The organism is Microbulbifer mixtoriginis (SeqCode) (genome assembly GCF_052466695.1).
In genome coordinates, this window is the sequence record NZ_CP174285.1 from 665,933 (window position 1) to 681,935 (window position 16,003).

The following is a 16,003-nucleotide window of genomic DNA, read 5'->3' on the forward strand; positions in this document are numbered from 1 at the left end:
CTGTTAATTGGGACAGTCCCTTTATTTAGGCTGCCCTATATTCAGTCTCCTTAGGGCTGAGGAGCGTGATCAATGCTAAAACTTTGTGATGTAAACGATTCTGGCCAGAGTGTTTGGCTGGTGGCCCCCGGTGTAACGGTGGGGCGAGATCAGGGTTGTGATCTGTGTATACCGGATGACTCGATTGCGAAGTTACATCTAAAGATCGCGATTAAGGGGGGGCAGCTTACCCTGGGGAATGTTTCTGGAGACTCCCATGTATTGGTTAATGGGAAGCCGATAGCATCAGCCTGTCGAATCAAGCTGAACGATCAGATAACAATCGGCACTCGAACACTGCAAATTATTGACCCCAAAGTAACAAAACTTAATTCGAGCAAGTCGAAAAATACCGCCTGGGCGCTACGGGCAAATCACAAGGCGATAGCGGGGAAAGTGTTTCCTGTAAAGGGAGGCGCGGTGGTGGGGCGCTCTGAGGAGTGCGATATCACTTTTTCTTTGTCACACCTTTCACGTCGCCATGCAAGGTTGGAGGTACGTGAAGGGTTGTTGTTCGCAATTGATCTCGGCTCGGCCAACGGGACATTCGTCAATGGTCGACGGATCACGGAAAGCCGTGTGCGAAGAGGCGATGAACTGCGGTTTGATTCGTTGAGTTTTTCTGTTGTGGGCCCTGCGGATGATCTTGATCGCACTGCAGTGCGCCCTGCAATCTCTTCACATCTTATGAAGTCTCCAATAATTGGCTCAGGTGAAGTGGCAGCTGAAGATGTCACTCAGAGATCCTTCTCGGCTTCTATCGCTGGGCTGCGGGAAGAGAGCCCAAGTATGGCTGAGCCCCAGGAGGAAAAACTTCAGCCACGTACCCCTATAAAAGCCTTGGGCCTGACTCTGTTATTGGTTGCCGGTGCTGCCGGATATTTTTGGGTTAATAACCTGGGAGTGTTCTCATGAGTTCGCCCCGTGAATTGCTGCTCTATACCACCCTTGGATGCAGCCTGTGCGAAAAGGCCAAGCTGGAAATATGGCCCCTGCTCGAGCAGTTTGGGTTGCGTTTAAGGGAGGTAGATATTGCCGATGATGACAATTTATTCGAGCGCTTTAGTCTTTTGATACCCGTGGTGGGGCTCGGTGATCCTGAAGACACTTATGCATGGCCCTTTCAGCAATCGCAGCTGCAAGCTTGGTTGGCCAAACGAATTGGTTAGGCGCCCGTTATTTATTGGGAGATACCTCCCTCCTTAAGCCCTAATGACGCGGGTGCCCAAGGGGGGGCTTTATTCCTATTCAAACGGTATCAAAGTTAGGACAGAGGTTTGTAAGGTTATTCTGAGGCACCTTAAAGTTTATTCCCTGCCTCATGCGCCTTGAGAAGTTGTAGCTTGGTGCCGCTCCGATAGGCATAAATTACCGTATAAGCGAGTACATTCTGTACATAATTCCTCGTTTCACTATAGGGAATCGTCTCGATCCAGACATCGTGAGGCAGACGCTGACGAGTCTCCTTTAACCACTTGGCAACCCGCGTTGGCCCCGCGTTGTAAGCGGCAGCGGCGAGGAAGCGATTGTTATCGAATCGATTTAACAGGGTGCTCAGGTAAAAGCTGCCAAGGGCAATATTAGTTTTGGGGCTTAGTAGATCCCAGCTGCGTCGATAGCGTACACCGGCGCGCTTTGCCGTTGCGCGTGCGGTAGAGGGTAGCAATTGCATTAGGCCCAATGCGCCAGACCGTGATTTGGCGTCGTGGCTGAAGTGGCTTTCCTGGCGGGCAACTGCGTAAATCATATAGGGCTCTAGAGGCGTGCTCTGCCGTCCAACCTGCTCACTTACACTTTCTACAATATCGGCAAAGGCCAGGGGGAAGCGGAGTTCCAGATCATCCAGGTAGTCTGCCGCAAGAACAGATTGAATGGATTTGTGATACCAACCCCATGCGCTTGCCACTTTGCCCGCGGCTAATAGCTCCTCGTGATCCATTTCCCGAGTAGCGTAGCTCCACTCACGCCGAGCATGGAATAGTTCACCAATAGCCTGCAATTCACGTGCCCTTTGTAAGCCGGTGTGCTGGGCCATCTGCTGCACTTGAATTGGCGTGATTGGCGCGGGACGATCTACAAAGCTGTAATTTTGTCCGAGGGTATCGGCAGCAAGGAAGCCGTAGTAACTGCGTTCCCGTGCAGCTTTTCGATAGAGAAGGGAGGCTGCGCCAGACTGTGCCTTGCCATAAAGTTCTTCCAGTGAGCGGGCTTTCCAGTAGAGCCAGCGATCGCGCTGTTGCCGTTCGAGTGGCAGGCGATCAATCCAAAAGGCAACCTGCTCCCAGTCGAGCTCTCGCAGGGATTGTCGCGCCAGCCATTCAATGGAATATCCATCATCAATTGTGTAATTCTTGGTCAGTTGTAGCAGTCCCTGGGTATCGTCTTGACGCGCAAATTGCCGAGCCAGATGGCGGAGCATATTGGCTTGCTCCTTATCGTTAAACAGGAGGCTGGCACTATAGCGCTGCCATGCCTGTTCAGCGACGGCTGCATCTTCCCTAGCTAATCGATGCAATCCATGCAGAATAATTTCCCTGTGATGCTCCGGTGACTGTAAGAAGCGGGGGTAATTGAGAAGAAGCTTGGGTGATTTGTGCACCTCCCGTAGCAGGGCTGCTCTCTGTTGGAAGGGTTTGTCCATTTTCCTGGCGATATAGGAAGCGAGTTCTAGGTTATCCTCTTCTAAGGCGAGTAAATGGCGGGACCAAATCTTTTCCTGGGTTAGGCCACCATTGCGCTTCCAACGGGCAAAAACTGGGTCACACTCCTCTACTTGTGAGTGCCCAACCAGCCAGAGCTCGGTGGTTACTTGATTGGCATTGTCTTTGCTGCCATGGCGAAACAGTGCGTCGGCATAATAGCAACGCAGTGCCGCGCGCTTGTGTTTCTCAGGTTGAAAGTATTTTAGGTAGGTCTGAAATTGTCTCTGTTGCCCCAGCTCTCTAAGCAACCTAATACGCATCCAGTCACCCACCGCTGTTCCCTGATTCTCAGCGAGAAAGCGATTTATATCTTTTAGAGGCAGTTGGCGCAATTTTCTTCCGATCGCCCAGTAGTCGAGATAGGGCACTAGAGGGTAATTCGCCAACTTGGCTTTCAATTGCTTTAACTGTTTTTTATTGCCGTATTTGATCGCTATCCTGGCTTGTTGTAATAGCTGGCGCTGGTTGGATATACCTGTGGCTGGCTTGTCTTGCTGAGACAACTCCTTCGATGATGCTTGTGACTCTGCCTGGGCGCTGAGGCAGATCCAGACCATTAAAGGGGCAATAAACTGGAAGAGTCGACTTGTGCTAACTGACATGACAGTAACCCCAAAGTTGAGTCTGGTCGCGCAAGTTTATGAGACGGCTTGGCAAAAAAGCGTAAAATAGCGAATTTTTCACAGGACCCGAAGTATCAATTTTCGTTTCATTCAACTAACTAGCGAGAATGTTAACCGGGTCTGTTAATTGTAGTGCCTAATTATGTTGCTTCTATTGGATGGGGTCAGTCTGCGTTACGGGACCCAGGTGCTTGCTGAAAACGTCAGTGCAAAAATTGAGCGGGGCGATCGTATTTGCCTTGTTGGCCGCAATGGAGAGGGTAAGTCCAGCCTGTTGCGTTTAATTGCGGGGCAGGTGGACCCAGATGCTGGGGAGATTGTGCGCGCGAGTGGGATGGTTATGGCAACCCTTGAGCAGGAGTTACCAGCAGGCTGTCTCGACTCTGTCTACCGATATGTTGCCGAGGGTCTGGGCCCTATAGGGAGGGTATTGGCTGGTTATCGGGAGAACCCATCGGCCGAGCTACAGGCCAAAATTGAAGTGGAGCACGGCTGGGATCTCCTGCCTAGAGTCGATAGCGTGCTCGACCGCCTCGGCTTGAGTCCTGATGAATCCGTGGCTGATCTCTCTGGAGGTTGGCAGCGCCGTGCAGCTCTCGCGCGCGCGCTGGTTACTGAGCCCGATCTGCTCATTCTCGATGAGCCCACCAACCATTTGGATATTGCCGCTGTGGAGTGGTTGGAAGGGTTCCTCGATACTTTTAGGGGCGCGTTATTGTTCGTCAGCCACGACCGTGCTTTGGCGCAGCGGTTGGCCAGTACAGTCTGGGATTTGGATCGTGGATACCTACGGGTTTTTCGCTGCAAGTTTGGGCGTTACCAAGAAGAAAAAGAGAAACTTTTAGAAGAAGAGGCCAGGAACGAAGCGCTATTCGACAAAAAGCTAGCCCAGGAGGAAGCCTGGATTCGCCAGGGTATCAAGGCGCGACGCACCCGTAATGAAGGGCGGGTTCGGGCCTTGCAAGGACTCAGGCGCCAGAGAGAGGCGCGCCGAACTCAACAGGGCATTGCCAGAATGTCTCTCGATAGTGGAGAAACATCCGGTAAGTTGGTGGCTGAGCTTAGTAACGTTACCTTTGCCTACCCCAATGAGTCCCCCCTGATTCGCGACCTTTCATTTACCTTAATGCGCGGTGATAAGGTGGGATTGATTGGTCCTAATGGAGTTGGTAAAAGCACCTTAATTCGAGTGTTGCTCGGGGACCTTCAGTCTCAGTCTGGTCAGGTGCGTTTGGGTACAAAGCAGCAGGTAGCTTACTTTGATCAGCGCAGGGACCAATTAAATCCTGAACTTACCGTATTGGATAATGTTGGTGGAGGGCGCGATTCTGTCACTATTGGCGGCAAAAGCCGCCACATCATGTCCTATTTATCCGATTTCCTCTTTAGCGGTTTGAAAGCGCGGACCAAGGTAGGTGCGTTGAGTGGTGGTGAGCGCAATAGGGCTCTTCTGGCGAAATTATTCAGTCAGCCAGCCAATATTCTGGTGCTCGATGAGCCGACCAACGACCTGGATGTAGAAACCCTGGAGCTGCTTGAAAAGTTACTCTTGGAATTCACAGGCACAGTGTTATTAGTCAGTCACGACCGTGCATTTCTCGATAATGTTGTGGATTCCTGTCTGGCCTTCGAGGGAGATGGTCGTATCCGAGAGTATGTGGGTGGTTATGCGGACTTCATTCGCCAGGGAGGTAGTTTTGAGCAGGAGTCAAAAGAGGAAAAAGTCCCCGAAGGCAAGGTGAAAGCGAAGCCGGTCGAAGCGGACAAGCCTCAGGTTAAGAAAAAGAAGCTCAGCTATAAGCTGCAACGTGAACTGGATGGCTTGCCAGCCTTGATCGAACAGCTTGAAGTTGAAATTGGCGCTATAGAGGCTGAAGTAGCAGACCCTTCTTTTTATCAACAGGAGCAAGTCCAGGTGCAAAACCGGCTCAATTTACTGGCGGAGAAACAAACTCAATTAGAGACCGCTTTTGATCGATGGTCGGAGTTGGAGGGGGGCGAAGAGTAAGGTTTGAGTATTGGAGAGAAGGGGTGCATGGCACCCCTTCTCTCGCCGAAAGAGGGGGCTTACTCTTCGTCCACATATACCCTGACAGCTAAAACATCGCACTTGGCGCCGTGAAGAACCCCGTTAGAGGTTGAGCCCAGCAGAAGAGCCAGGCCATGGCGTCCATGGCTACCGATAACAATAAGATCGACCTCTAGATCTTTGGCTAGGCGATGTATCTCGGTGGATGGTTGGCCCAAAATTACATGCTGTCGTTCAGTGGGGATATTCAGCGGTAGAGCGGCTTTGTGGAGCTGTTCCTTGGCCTGTCTCTGCAGCTGATCCTGTACCTCTGATAAATCCATGGGGATATCCCCACCATAGGCAAATGTCAGTGGCTCAATGGCATGCATCAAGCTGATTTCGGCATTGAAAGCTTCAGCGAGGGAAGCCGCTTTTTCCAGTACTTGTGAGGATTCTTCCGAGAGGTCCAGGCCCACCAATATTCGTTCATATTTCGCCATTTTCCATTAGCTCCTGTCTTTTCTATTTGCCCAGTGGGGCCTCTTACGACAGCTATTTTCAGTCTATCGCAAAAAAAACTGTTTGACATGGATCATATATGGCGCCGCAGAATAGGCCGTTTTTAAAACCATCATAAGGAACTTTTATGTCCGAATGGCTACCGGTAATCATAATTGGCTTTGCTATTGCCCTGGTGCTGGGGCCAGTGATGTGGCTGAAGCCCAATCAGCGCGACAGCCGTCTGGCTGATTTGCGTGGCCGTGCCGCCAGGGCAGGTATTACCGTGCAAATTCAAGCCTTACCTGAAGCTTTGGGGGAGGGGACCGCAGCGGTTTATTACTATCGGTGGAAGGATAGAAAGCGTCTACAGATTGGTTGGAAGCTACAGCGCCAGCGGATTACGCACGAAATGAATTTTGCCGGTAGTTGGGACTGGGGCAACAGTGTGAGAGCCCCCCAGGCAGCATGGCAGCAATTGCACCAGTTGCTGGATAGCTTGCCGGCGGATTGCTGTGCGATTATCGCAACCGATGTCGGATTGGGCGTGCAATGGCAGGAAAACGGTGGGGTCAAAGCTTTTTCGCAGCTGTCTGAGAGTTTGGCGGAGTACACCCCTCTTATAGAAGAATCTGTACGCAAGATCAGTCCCATTAAGCTCCCAGAAGACTAGGGCGACAGGCATTTTAGCGGGCTGCTCAAATAGGGAAAATTGTCACAATTTTACCCTTTTCTGGGGGTGAAATTTGGCGAATAAGCACTAAAAGTTGTCAGCTTTGCTTGACCGCGCCTTGACTGAGGCTTATATATTCGCGCAGCGCAGGCCCGATTGAAGGGCCTGAAATGCTTCGGATAGCAGTAAATTTTTCATTTGAAATCAAAGGCTTATGGGTAAATCACTGGTCATCGTCGAATCACCGGCCAAAGCGAAAACCATCAATAAATATCTCGGCAAGGACTTTGTTGTTAAGTCCAGCGTCGGTCATATTCGCGATTTGCCAACCGGTGGCGGCAACAAACAGCCCGTTGACGCAAAAGAACGGGCAAGGCGTGCGGCAGAGACTCGTAAGCTTTCCCCTGAGGCGAAAGAGGCTTACAAGCGCAAGAAAAATCGTGCGCAGCTGATCAAGCGCATGGGGATCGACCCGGATAATAGCTGGCAGGCTCACTACGAAATTTTGCCAGGCAAGGAAAAAGTAGTCAGCGAATTGCAAAAGCTGGCAGAGAATGCTGATCACATTTATCTGGCAACGGATTTGGACCGCGAGGGAGAGGCGATCGCCTGGCACTTGCGGGAAGCAATTGGCGGTAATGACGAACGCTATCGCCGAGTGGTTTTTAATGAAATCACTAAGTCCGCGATCCAGGAGGCGTTCAAAGATCCCGGCCGCCTGAATATCAATCGGGTTCATGCCCAGCAGGCTCGCCGATTCCTCGATCGTATTGTTGGCTATATGGTCTCCCCACTATTGTGGGAGAAAGTTGCCCGAGGACTCTCTGCTGGCCGGGTGCAGTCAGTGGCAGTTCGTCTCGTGGTAGAGCGCGAACGTGAGATCCGCGCTTTCATTCCTGAGGAGTACTGGACGCTTTTCGCTGATACCGCTACCAGCAAAGCGAACAAGCTGCGGCTAGAGGTTAAAAAACAAGCTGGTGAAACTTTCCGCCCCACCAATGAAGCCGATGCGAATAGCGCGGTGAAATTGCTTCAGGGTAGTGAGTTTGTTGTTAGCGGTCGTGACGATAAGCCTACCAGTTCCAAGCCTAGTGCTCCCTTTATTACTTCGACACTGCAGCAGGCGGCTAGTAATCGTCTCGGTTTCAGTGTCAAGAAAACCATGACCCTTGCACAGCGTCTCTACGAAGCCGGTCATATTACATACATGCGTACCGATTCGACCAATCTAAGTAAAGAGGCGGTTGAGTCGGCCCGGCAGTATATCGGTGAGAATTTTGGCGATAAGTATCTGCCAGAAAAGCCCGTTAGTTATAGCAGCAAGGAGGGAGCGCAAGAGGCTCACGAGGCAATTCGTCCCTCCGATGTACGTGTTGCCCCCAATATGCTCTCAGGTGCGGAGCGGGATGCAGAGCGGCTCTACAATCTGATTTGGCAGCAGTTCGTCGCCTGTCAGATGACCCCAGCAAAATACACTTCGACCTCAATTGTGGTGAGTGCCGGTGACTTTGAGTTGCGTGCTCGCGGCAGGGTGATTCGTTTTGATGGCTTTCTCAAAGTTGCCCCTCCTGCGGGCAAGAAAGATGAAGATCTGCTGCTGCCTGATGTTCAGGTTGGCGATAAGCTGTCTCTGCAGCAGCTGGACCCGAAACAACATTTCACCAAGCCTCCGGCTCGTTTTAGCGAAGCCGCTCTGGTGAAAGAGCTGGAAAAGCGTGGTATTGGCCGGCCCTCAACCTATGCCTCTATTATTTCCACAATTCAGGATCGGGGCTATGTGCGGCTTGAGAACCGCCGTTTTTATGCGGAAAAAATGGGTGATATTGTCACCGACCGCCTCAGCGAAAGTTTTAAAAATCTGATGGACTACGGTTTTACCGCAAGCCTGGAGGAATCTCTGGATGCGGTTGCCGATGGCGATAAAGGTTGGAAGCAGTTACTCGACGAGTTTTATCAGGATTTCTCTTCTCGGTTGGAAAAAGCTCAGTCCAGTGATGCGGGTATGCGGCGCAACACGCCGACAGATACTGATATCGAGTGCAGTAAGTGCGGTCGCCATATGCAGATCCGCACAGGTTCTACCGGTGTATTCCTTGGTTGCTCCGGTTACGCGCTTCCTCCTAAGGAGCGTTGCACCAACACGATGAATCTGGTCTCAGGCGATGAGGCCGTGGACGCGGATAAGGATGAAGATGCCGAAACCCGCCAGCTGCGGGAGAAACGCCGCTGTCCTAAGTGCGGCACGGCGATGGATAGTTATCTGCTTGATGAGCAGAGAAAGCTACATATCTGCGGAAATAACCCAGACTGTAATGGTTACGAGGTAGAGCAGGGCACGTTCAAAATCAAGGGCTACGACGGTCCGATTATTGAGTGTGACAAGTGCGGTAGCGACATGCAGCTGAAGTCAGGCCGTTTTGGTAAATACTTTGGCTGTACTAACGAAGCCTGTAAGAACACCCGCAAGCTGTTGAAAAATGGCCAGCCGGCGCCACCCAAAATGGATCCGGTTCCTATGCCGGAGTTGGCTTGCCTGAAGGTTGAGGATCATTACATTCTCCGCGATGGTGCCTCCGGATTATTCCTGGCCGCCAGCCAGTTTCCGAAAAACCGTGAGACCCGTGCCCCGCTGATAAAAGAGCTACTGCCTCACCAAAGTGAGATTGACCCTAAGTACAGTTTCTTGTTCTCGGCTCCCTCACAGGATGATCAGGGGCGCGATACGGTAGTTCGCTTCAGCCGTAAGACCCAAGAGCAGTATGTTCAGTCTGAGGAGGATGGAAAGGCCACGGGTTGGAAGGCTTTTTACCGGGATGGCTCCTGGAAAGTCGAAGCGGCGGCCAAGAAAAAGCCGGCAGCTAAGAAAGCGGCGGCAAAAAAGTAAATGAGTAACCCCTATACCGGCCTAGTCACTTCGGCATTGCGTAAGAGTCAGCTGCTGGCCACAAGTAGTTATGACTCTACTATTCAGCGAATGGCCCTGGAAGAAGGTGCTTTGTTGCAGCTGTGGAAAGCCTATCAGGCTTTCCTGGCTGAACTGTCACACCAGCTGCAATTGGGTTTTGAGCCGGAGTCTGTACAGGTTATTTTTGATAGCCTACACAGCCAGGGGAGAGCGAGCCTTGAAGTAAGTGAACTGCAGTTATTGCTCTCAGAGCCAGGGAGTTGGCTTAGCGAATTATTACGCGCGTGGAACCAGCTCTTAAGGCTGCCTACATTAGCGGAGGAAAAGGGGCAAGCTGGCAACCTTATTCCGACCCACAATATCGCCGGACCAGTACCAATTGAGCTTTCTTTCGAGGTGCTGCTTAAATGGCACAAAGCTCTCAGTGAGCTGATACTTAGACAGCGTGCCAATCTCGAGGAGTGCTAAGAGGGCTCCGCTACCTTTCTATTCATCTTTTTGCGCCCACTGAAACTTCTAAATTGCCTGTGGTACACTGGGCGCAAACTGATGTGCAGTGAAGGGAAAGCAAATGTCCTCCGAAACTTTTGAGATTATCGAGTTGGCCAATGGCGATGTGGCTCTGCGCCGTGCCGGCCATGAGGAGGACCCTCTGGTGAGTATTCGTTTCTCAGCCGAGAGTCTCCAATTTTTGCGAAAGCACAAGGTAGCGGTAGCCCGGGCCATGTTAGAGGCGGGTATAGAAGCCGTGCAAAATCTCGATGACCTGGAGCCAGGTTACTTTGAAGAGGAAGAGTCGATGCCGGTTAACCATACGATTCACTAATCTATGGTAAAGGCGAAAAATTAAGTGAAACAACAGCGGCTAGAAGCCGCTGTTGTTGTATTTGATTGGCGGTAAATCTTTTAGTCTCACGGAGTTTGGCGAATAACGCCCACCGCTAATCCTTCGATTACAAAGTTCTTATCCCGCATATCTACTTGGATGGTATCAAAGTCTTCGTTTTCAGGCAGGAGTTGTACCGTTGCCTGATTACCTTTACGGCGGAAGCGCTTAACGGTTACTTCATCATCAATCCGCGCAACCACAATCTGCCCGTTTCTGATTTGTTCGGTCTTCTGTACTGCCAGAAGGTCCCCGTCGAGAATGCCGGCATTTCGCATACTCATGCCGTGTACCCGCAATAAATAATCTGCCGGTGGGTGGAAGAAACTGGCGGGCAGGTCGCAATAATCCTCAATATGCTCGGCTGCCAGAATAGGGTTGCCTGCGGCGACACGCCCCACGATGGGAAGTCCCGATTGGTGGTCGGGAATTCGAATACCTCGGGAGGCACCGGCAACCATCTCAATGGCTCCTTTTCGTGCCAGTGCTTTGAGGTGTTCCTCTGCAGCGTTGGGCGAGCGAAAGCCCAGCTCTTGGGCGATTTCTGCGCGGGTGGGAGGGTAACCTGTGTCGTCCAGGTAGGCTTTTATCAGCTCTAATACTTGAGTCTGGCGTGCTGTGAGATTGGTCATAGATTTACCTAGCGTTTCTGTATTTTTATACAGTTGCTGGGATTATATACAGATTTAAGGATCTCGCAAACTGAGCACCTGCCTGCAGTCCAGCTGCTACATTGTTTAAGAAAACAAGGAATGAAAAGAAAAGTTGAAAGAACTGACAGCAAGGGAGAACAATAATGCTTGATGCGAAAATGGCTGAAGCCTGGAGAGTTCTGCGCATTCAATCTGAGTTGGTTGATGGAATTGAGCGTTTGGTTGCGCTTAACGGGGCGGTAACAGTTTTTGGCGGTGCGCGTTTCACTGAAGATAGCCAGGAATATCAGCAAGGGGTGAAGCTTGGGGAGCTTTTAGCAGCAGAGGGGATACCTGTGATGACCGGTGGCGGGCCGGGTCTGATGGAGGCGTGTAATCGTGGGGCTTTTGAGCAGCCTGGTACTTCAATCGGATTAAATATCGAGCTGCCTTTTGAGCAGGCAGCCAATCCTTACCAAGATATCAGTTTGAATTTTCGCTATTTCTTTGTGCGTAAATTTATGTTTGTGAAGCATGCCGTGGGCTTTGTGGGTTTACCCGGGGGCTACGGCACGCTGGACGAATTATTTGAGGCGCTGACATTAGTACAAACTCAAAAAGTACGGCGATTCCCAATAGTTTTGGTGGGCAAGCGTTATTGGGGAGGGCTGTACGATTGGCTGGTAGATACGGTATTGGAACGGAATTGTATCGACTCTGCTGATCTAGACCTGTTTCATGTGGTGGATGCAGTAGAAGAGGCTGCAGATTTGATTATGAAATATATGCGAGCCAGGGATTAAAAAGTTTTCGAGATGTCTAGGTTACTTTCTTTATTAATTAACAATCGGATAGGGCGAGGAGTAGGGGAGGCAGAAAAAACAGGAATACAGGAAGTAGAGGCCAAATACAGAGCCTACGGCTGTGCCTCGTCCCTAAATAGTAGTTAGCGCCCCTATCTTTCTTCCCACGCAGTGGAATGCACTAAGGCCTATGGGAAGAGGTAGTGGTCAGTCGCTTCGGTAATTACATCTTATCCTGCCAATTTACCAAACCAATTTTGCCTATGGGGATTCGCCAGGTTGGACTTCCCCCTACAACCGTTCTTTCTGTATGTGCAATAAGCCGCCAGCGAGCTGGGAGTGTGTTACTCTGGCCGAAATTAAACAGCTGTTTTAAATGGTGGTTTGATATCTATGAGCCAGATGGATACCGTTAACCGCATCTTGGATGCTGCCGAAGCGCTCTTTGCCGAGCGCGGCTTTACCGAGACATCCCTCAGGACTATTACGAGTACTGCCGGAGTCAATCTGGCGGCGGTCAACTACCACTTTGGTTCTAAGAAAGAGTTGATCCAGGCGGTCTTTGAGCGTTTCCTAACACCATTTACCGATGCGCTGGAAGCAGAGTTGGATCGACGCATAGCTTCTGGCCAACCACTTAAGGTTGAAGGGTTGTTGGAGAGCCTATACCGAGTTGGGTTGGGCAGTCTGAGCCAACTTGGGCTGGATGCTCAGCGCTTTATGCGCCTGCTGGGACTGGCTTATACGCAGTTTCAGGGGCACTTACGCCGCTTTATAGTGTCTCGTTACGGTGATAGTTACCGACGCTTCGCAGGCCTACTGGCCGAGGCCTTACCGGGAGTTGATCCCGTGACCTTCTACTGGCGCCTGTATTTTATGTTAGGGGCCACTATTTTCACCTTGTCGAGCTACGATGCCATAGAGGCTATCCTGAGAGAGGATTTTGGTGCTCAGAGCAGCCTGCCGGAAACTTTGGAGCGCCTTGTGCCGGCCGCTTCGGCAATGCTAAAGGTGGAGTCCGGTTAAACTGCGCAGCTGGTGAATCTTAGAGGAACTGAATATGCCTGCATCACTCGGACCGGTGATGATCGATATCGAAGGGCAGAAGCTCACTGATGAGGATTGCGAGCTTTTGCGCCACCCGCTCGTGGGTGGTTTGATTTTCTTTGCGCGCAATTATCGCGATCGCGATCAGATTCAAGCTCTGATTGCCGATATTCGATCTGTGCGCCCAGAGATACTGCTGGCTGTTGATCAGGAGGGTGGGCGCGTACAGCGTTTTCGAGAGGGGTTCACGCGTTTGCCTTCCATGCAAAAACTGTCCGCCGAGGCTTCAGCAGCACAGCTGCAGGATGTGGGTTGGTTGCTTGCCTCTGAGTTATTGGCTGTAGGGATGGATTTCAGTTTCGCCCCTGTATTGGATGCCGATGACAGCCACAGCCGAGTTATTGGAGATCGCAGTTTTTGTCCCAACCCCCATCACCTGACGGCTATTGCAAGACCATTTATTCAAGGGATGCGTGAGGCTGGTATGGCTACAACCGGCAAGCACTTTCCAGGACACGGGCACGTGCTTGAAGATAGCCATGTGGAGCTTCCTCAAGACGAGCGCTCCCTGGAGCAGGTGCTGGCCAGCGATGCCTTGCCCTTTATTGACTGCATAGGGGCCGATGAACTGGATGCGGTGATGCCCGCTCACATTCGCTTCGTCAATATAGACAGTCAGCCGGTGGGTTTCTCCCGTTACTGGCTACAGGATATTTTGCGAGGACGACTGGGTTTTAATGGGGTTATCTTCAGTGATGATCTGTCCATGGAGGGGGCGGGAGCTGCCGGTGGTTATGGGGAGAGAATCCGCGCTGCTCTGGAAGCGGGTTGTGATATGGGCGTAGTCTGCAATAACCGTGCAGGGGCTTTGGAGTCTCTCGCTGGGCTGCAGAACTTTATTCCCGCAGCGGAATCGAGTGAGCGTCTGAAAGCCATGCGGGGTAGACCCTCAATCACCTCTTGGGCGGAACTCGAAAAAAGTGAGCGCTGGCATAGAACTCGCAGCTGGTTAGCTTCAATAATGCAGTAGTTGAGAAATACCGGTTTCTGCAGCTTGCTCCAAGAACCTATGGGCGGCTGGAGCCGGTTTTATAAGCGGAGGGGGAATTGTGGAGTCCGTAGAGAGTGTGCTGTTGTCCTGGCTGGGTGATAACCGGGTTTGGATAATCTCTGTTTTTCTTATTGTATTAGCTTCCGCACTGGCGGCCTGGATTTTCGGCCGCTTTGTGCAAAAACTGGCTGCCAGGGCTGAGAAGACCGTCAATCCCTGGGATGATGCGCTGGTAGGGGCTCTCTCCCCTCCTGGACAAGTATTAATCTGGCTGTTGGGGCTCACGGTGGCCGCCCAGCGTGCGGGTCAGGCGACGGGTGCAGAGATTTTCTCCCTGGCAGAGCCTGCCCGCGAGATAGGCCTTATTTTGGTCCTCTCCTGGTTCGCTTGGCGCTTCTCGCACAGCGCGGAGCGTAACCTTTGCAATCCCCGCTATATTGGCAAGCCGATGGATGCTACCACGGTTAGAGCCATCGGCAAGCTGGTGCGGGCTTCGATCGCTATCACTGCGGGTATAGTGATTATGCAGTTCCTAGGCTATAGCGTCAGTGGCGTTTTGGCCTTTGGTGGCATTGGGGGTTTGGCGGTAGGCTTTGCCGCTAAGGATTTGCTGGCGAATTTCTTTGGTGGGCTGATGATTTACTTAGATCGCCCCTTTGCGGTTGGCGATTGGATACGCTCCCCGGACAAGGAGATTGAGGGGACTGTAGAGGATATTGGCTGGCGCCTGACTCGCATACGCACCTTTGATATGCGCCCGGTTTATGTGCCCAATAGTGTCTTCACGCAGATTTCTGTCGAGAACCCTTCGCGAATGCTCAATCGTAGGATCTTTGAAACTATTGGGATTCGTTATGAAGATGGCCATTTAATGGCGCAGATAGTGGCAGATGTTAAGAAAATGTTACAGCATCACCCGGAAATAGATGCCAACCGAACTCTTATTGTTAATTTTAATAGTTTTGCAGCCTCATCCCTTGATTTCTTTATATACACCTTTACCAGAACGACAGAGTGGGTGAGATACCATGAAATCAAGCAGGATGTTTTGTTGAATGTACTCAATATAATTGAGCGCCATGGTGCGTCTTGTGCATTTCCGACCTCGACGGTACATATTGCCGATATTCCTTCATTAGCGCGAGAAGCCGCGTTAGACAGTTGAGTATTGGGAGTGCGATAAGGTACAAATGTTTAGTTTAAATATCGCGCCTAATTGGGGTTTTGACGGTTAATTACGCCTATTGGTAAAAACGTAGTATTTATTTCACATGGAAACCTAGACACTGGCGCTGTTTTATCTAAGAATCAGGTTACGCCCTTTGGGTTACTCTCAATAGGGTGAAGCAAGATAGCATTCTGCATGGAGCAGTTTGTTAACAATGGGGTGGCGTTTGCCCCTCTTGCCGAATTGAGCAGTGAGGTAATAGAGGTAGGCGCAATAACAATAATGAGGTTTTCTCAATGAGTGATCGCGTTACAGGTACAGTGAAGTGGTTTAATAACGCACGGGGTTATGGCTTCATCACCTGTGGAGAAGGAACTGAAGATATTTTTGTTCACTATCGCAGCATTCGCGGAGAGGGTTATAAAACCCTTAACGAGGGGCAGGCGGTTGAGTTCGAAATGCAACAAGGTGACAAAGGACTGCTGGCGGAAGATGTTGTTCCCTGTGAGTGATTCTCGGATCACTCGTTGAAAGAACTGTTGTCGCGTAGAGTTTGCGGTGCCAGCCGCTAGCTCTGCCAGCGCCTCCAAAGCGGGCTTTTCAGCTCGCTTTTCTATTTCTCCATTCGCTTGGTTCAATATGTGTCTTATGGCGGTCTGCATACATATATGACCCGTTCCACGAGTTTCGTTATATTTTGAAATGTATTAATTACCTGCGCCTTTAATTTCTGAAAGCACTCCAGGCTATTTATGAAGCTTTAATAATCTTGAAACCAATTTAATGTTAGGAGTCAGGGTTTCAGTTTTGTCTGGCGGAATAAATTTAAAAATCTTTATCGCTGCTTCTTTATTAAGCTTTTTTATTTTATTTGGCTATTTTGCTTTTCTAGTGATTTTCACTTGAGCGAGGGTGTTGTAATAATGGGGTGAGTTTTTCTCTTCGCCTTCCGTGTCTTTGTACTT

15 protein-coding genes are annotated in these 16,003 nt (G+C 50.8%); 12 read left to right on the forward strand and 3 right to left on the reverse strand.

Annotated features, from left to right (window positions below; genetic code table 11):
* Positions 1-72: 72 nt before the first annotated feature.
* Complete coding sequence (locus ACJJI0_RS02885) at positions 73-954, forward strand: FHA domain-containing protein (protein WP_444884597.1); 882 nt, start codon at positions 73-75, stop codon at positions 952-954.
* Positions 951-1,208, forward strand: coding sequence for a glutaredoxin family protein (locus ACJJI0_RS02890; RefSeq protein ID WP_252081970.1), 258 nt, complete (start codon positions 951-953; stop codon positions 1,206-1,208). Before ACJJI0_RS02885 ends, ACJJI0_RS02890 begins: the two co-directional genes overlap by 4 nt.
* A gap of 131 nt (positions 1,209-1,339) precedes the next feature.
* Here the strand turns inward: ACJJI0_RS02890 and ACJJI0_RS02895 are convergent, their stop codons facing one another.
* Positions 1,340-3,343 (reverse strand): transglycosylase SLT domain-containing protein, encoded by a 2,004-nt coding sequence (locus ACJJI0_RS02895; protein ID WP_444884598.1) that lies wholly within the window; start codon positions 3,341-3,343, stop codon positions 1,340-1,342.
* Positions 3,344-3,506: 163 nt separating this feature from the next.
* Here ACJJI0_RS02895 and ACJJI0_RS02900 point away from each other — a divergent pair, with 163 nt between their 5' ends.
* Positions 3,507-5,372 carry an ATP-binding cassette domain-containing protein gene (locus ACJJI0_RS02900; protein ID WP_444884599.1) on the forward strand — a complete coding sequence of 622 codons (1,866 nt, stop codon included), beginning with the start codon at positions 3,507-3,509 and terminating at the stop codon, positions 5,370-5,372.
* 59 nt (positions 5,373-5,431) lie between these two features.
* On the opposite strand, the gene ACJJI0_RS02905 is transcribed toward ACJJI0_RS02900, so the two are convergent.
* The gene (locus ACJJI0_RS02905) at positions 5,432-5,875 is read right to left on the reverse strand and encodes a universal stress protein (protein WP_444884600.1); all 444 of its coding nucleotides are present in this window, start codon (positions 5,873-5,875) and stop codon (positions 5,432-5,434) included.
* A gap of 146 nt (positions 5,876-6,021) precedes the next feature.
* Between ACJJI0_RS02905 and ACJJI0_RS02910 the strand changes: the two genes are divergently transcribed.
* The 4 genes from ACJJI0_RS02910 (at position 6,022) to ACJJI0_RS02925 (ending at position 10,277) form a co-directional block, all read left to right on the forward strand.
* Complete coding sequence (locus ACJJI0_RS02910) at positions 6,022-6,546, forward strand: hypothetical protein (protein WP_252081966.1); 525 nt, start codon at positions 6,022-6,024, stop codon at positions 6,544-6,546.
* Positions 6,547-6,760: 214 nt separating this feature from the next.
* The gene (gene topA, locus ACJJI0_RS02915) at positions 6,761-9,430 is read left to right on the forward strand and encodes a type I DNA topoisomerase (RefSeq protein WP_444884601.1); all 2,670 of its coding nucleotides are present in this window, start codon (positions 6,761-6,763) and stop codon (positions 9,428-9,430) included.
* Positions 9,431-9,919: a DUF6586 family protein gene (locus tag ACJJI0_RS02920; RefSeq protein ID WP_444884602.1), complete on the forward strand. Its 489-nt coding sequence runs from the start codon at positions 9,431-9,433 to the stop codon at positions 9,917-9,919.
* A gap of 103 nt (positions 9,920-10,022) precedes the next feature.
* Positions 10,023-10,277 (forward strand): hypothetical protein, encoded by a 255-nt coding sequence (locus tag ACJJI0_RS02925; protein WP_152453256.1) that lies wholly within the window; start codon positions 10,023-10,025, stop codon positions 10,275-10,277.
* Between the two features lie 86 nt (positions 10,278-10,363).
* Here ACJJI0_RS02925 and lexA read toward each other — a convergent pair whose 3' ends face one another.
* Positions 10,364-10,969 (reverse strand): transcriptional repressor LexA, encoded by a 606-nt coding sequence (lexA, locus tag ACJJI0_RS02930; protein ID WP_252081962.1) that lies wholly within the window; start codon positions 10,967-10,969, stop codon positions 10,364-10,366.
* Positions 10,970-11,133: 164 nt separating this feature from the next.
* On the opposite strand from lexA, the gene ACJJI0_RS02935 reads away from it, so the two are divergent.
* From ACJJI0_RS02935 to ACJJI0_RS02955, 5 genes are all read left to right on the forward strand, one after another.
* Positions 11,134-11,772: an LOG family protein gene (locus ACJJI0_RS02935; protein WP_252081961.1), complete on the forward strand. Its 639-nt coding sequence runs from the start codon at positions 11,134-11,136 to the stop codon at positions 11,770-11,772.
* Between the two features lie 393 nt (positions 11,773-12,165).
* Positions 12,166-12,798, forward strand: coding sequence for a TetR/AcrR family transcriptional regulator (locus tag ACJJI0_RS02940; protein ID WP_444884603.1), 633 nt, complete (start codon positions 12,166-12,168; stop codon positions 12,796-12,798).
* A 34-nt stretch (positions 12,799-12,832) separates the two neighbouring features.
* Entirely contained in the window at positions 12,833-13,849 is a 1,017-nt protein-coding gene (gene nagZ / locus ACJJI0_RS02945; protein WP_444884604.1) for a beta-N-acetylhexosaminidase, read from the forward strand.
* Between the two features lie 79 nt (positions 13,850-13,928).
* The gene (locus ACJJI0_RS02950; protein ID WP_444884605.1) at positions 13,929-15,035 is read left to right on the forward strand and encodes a mechanosensitive ion channel family protein; all 1,107 of its coding nucleotides are present in this window, start codon (positions 13,929-13,931) and stop codon (positions 15,033-15,035) included.
* 299 nt (positions 15,036-15,334) lie between these two features.
* Positions 15,335-15,550, forward strand: a complete 216-nt coding sequence (locus ACJJI0_RS02955; protein ID WP_020413094.1) for a cold-shock protein — start codon at positions 15,335-15,337, stop codon at positions 15,548-15,550.
* The last annotated feature ends 453 nt before the right edge of the window (positions 15,551-16,003 follow it).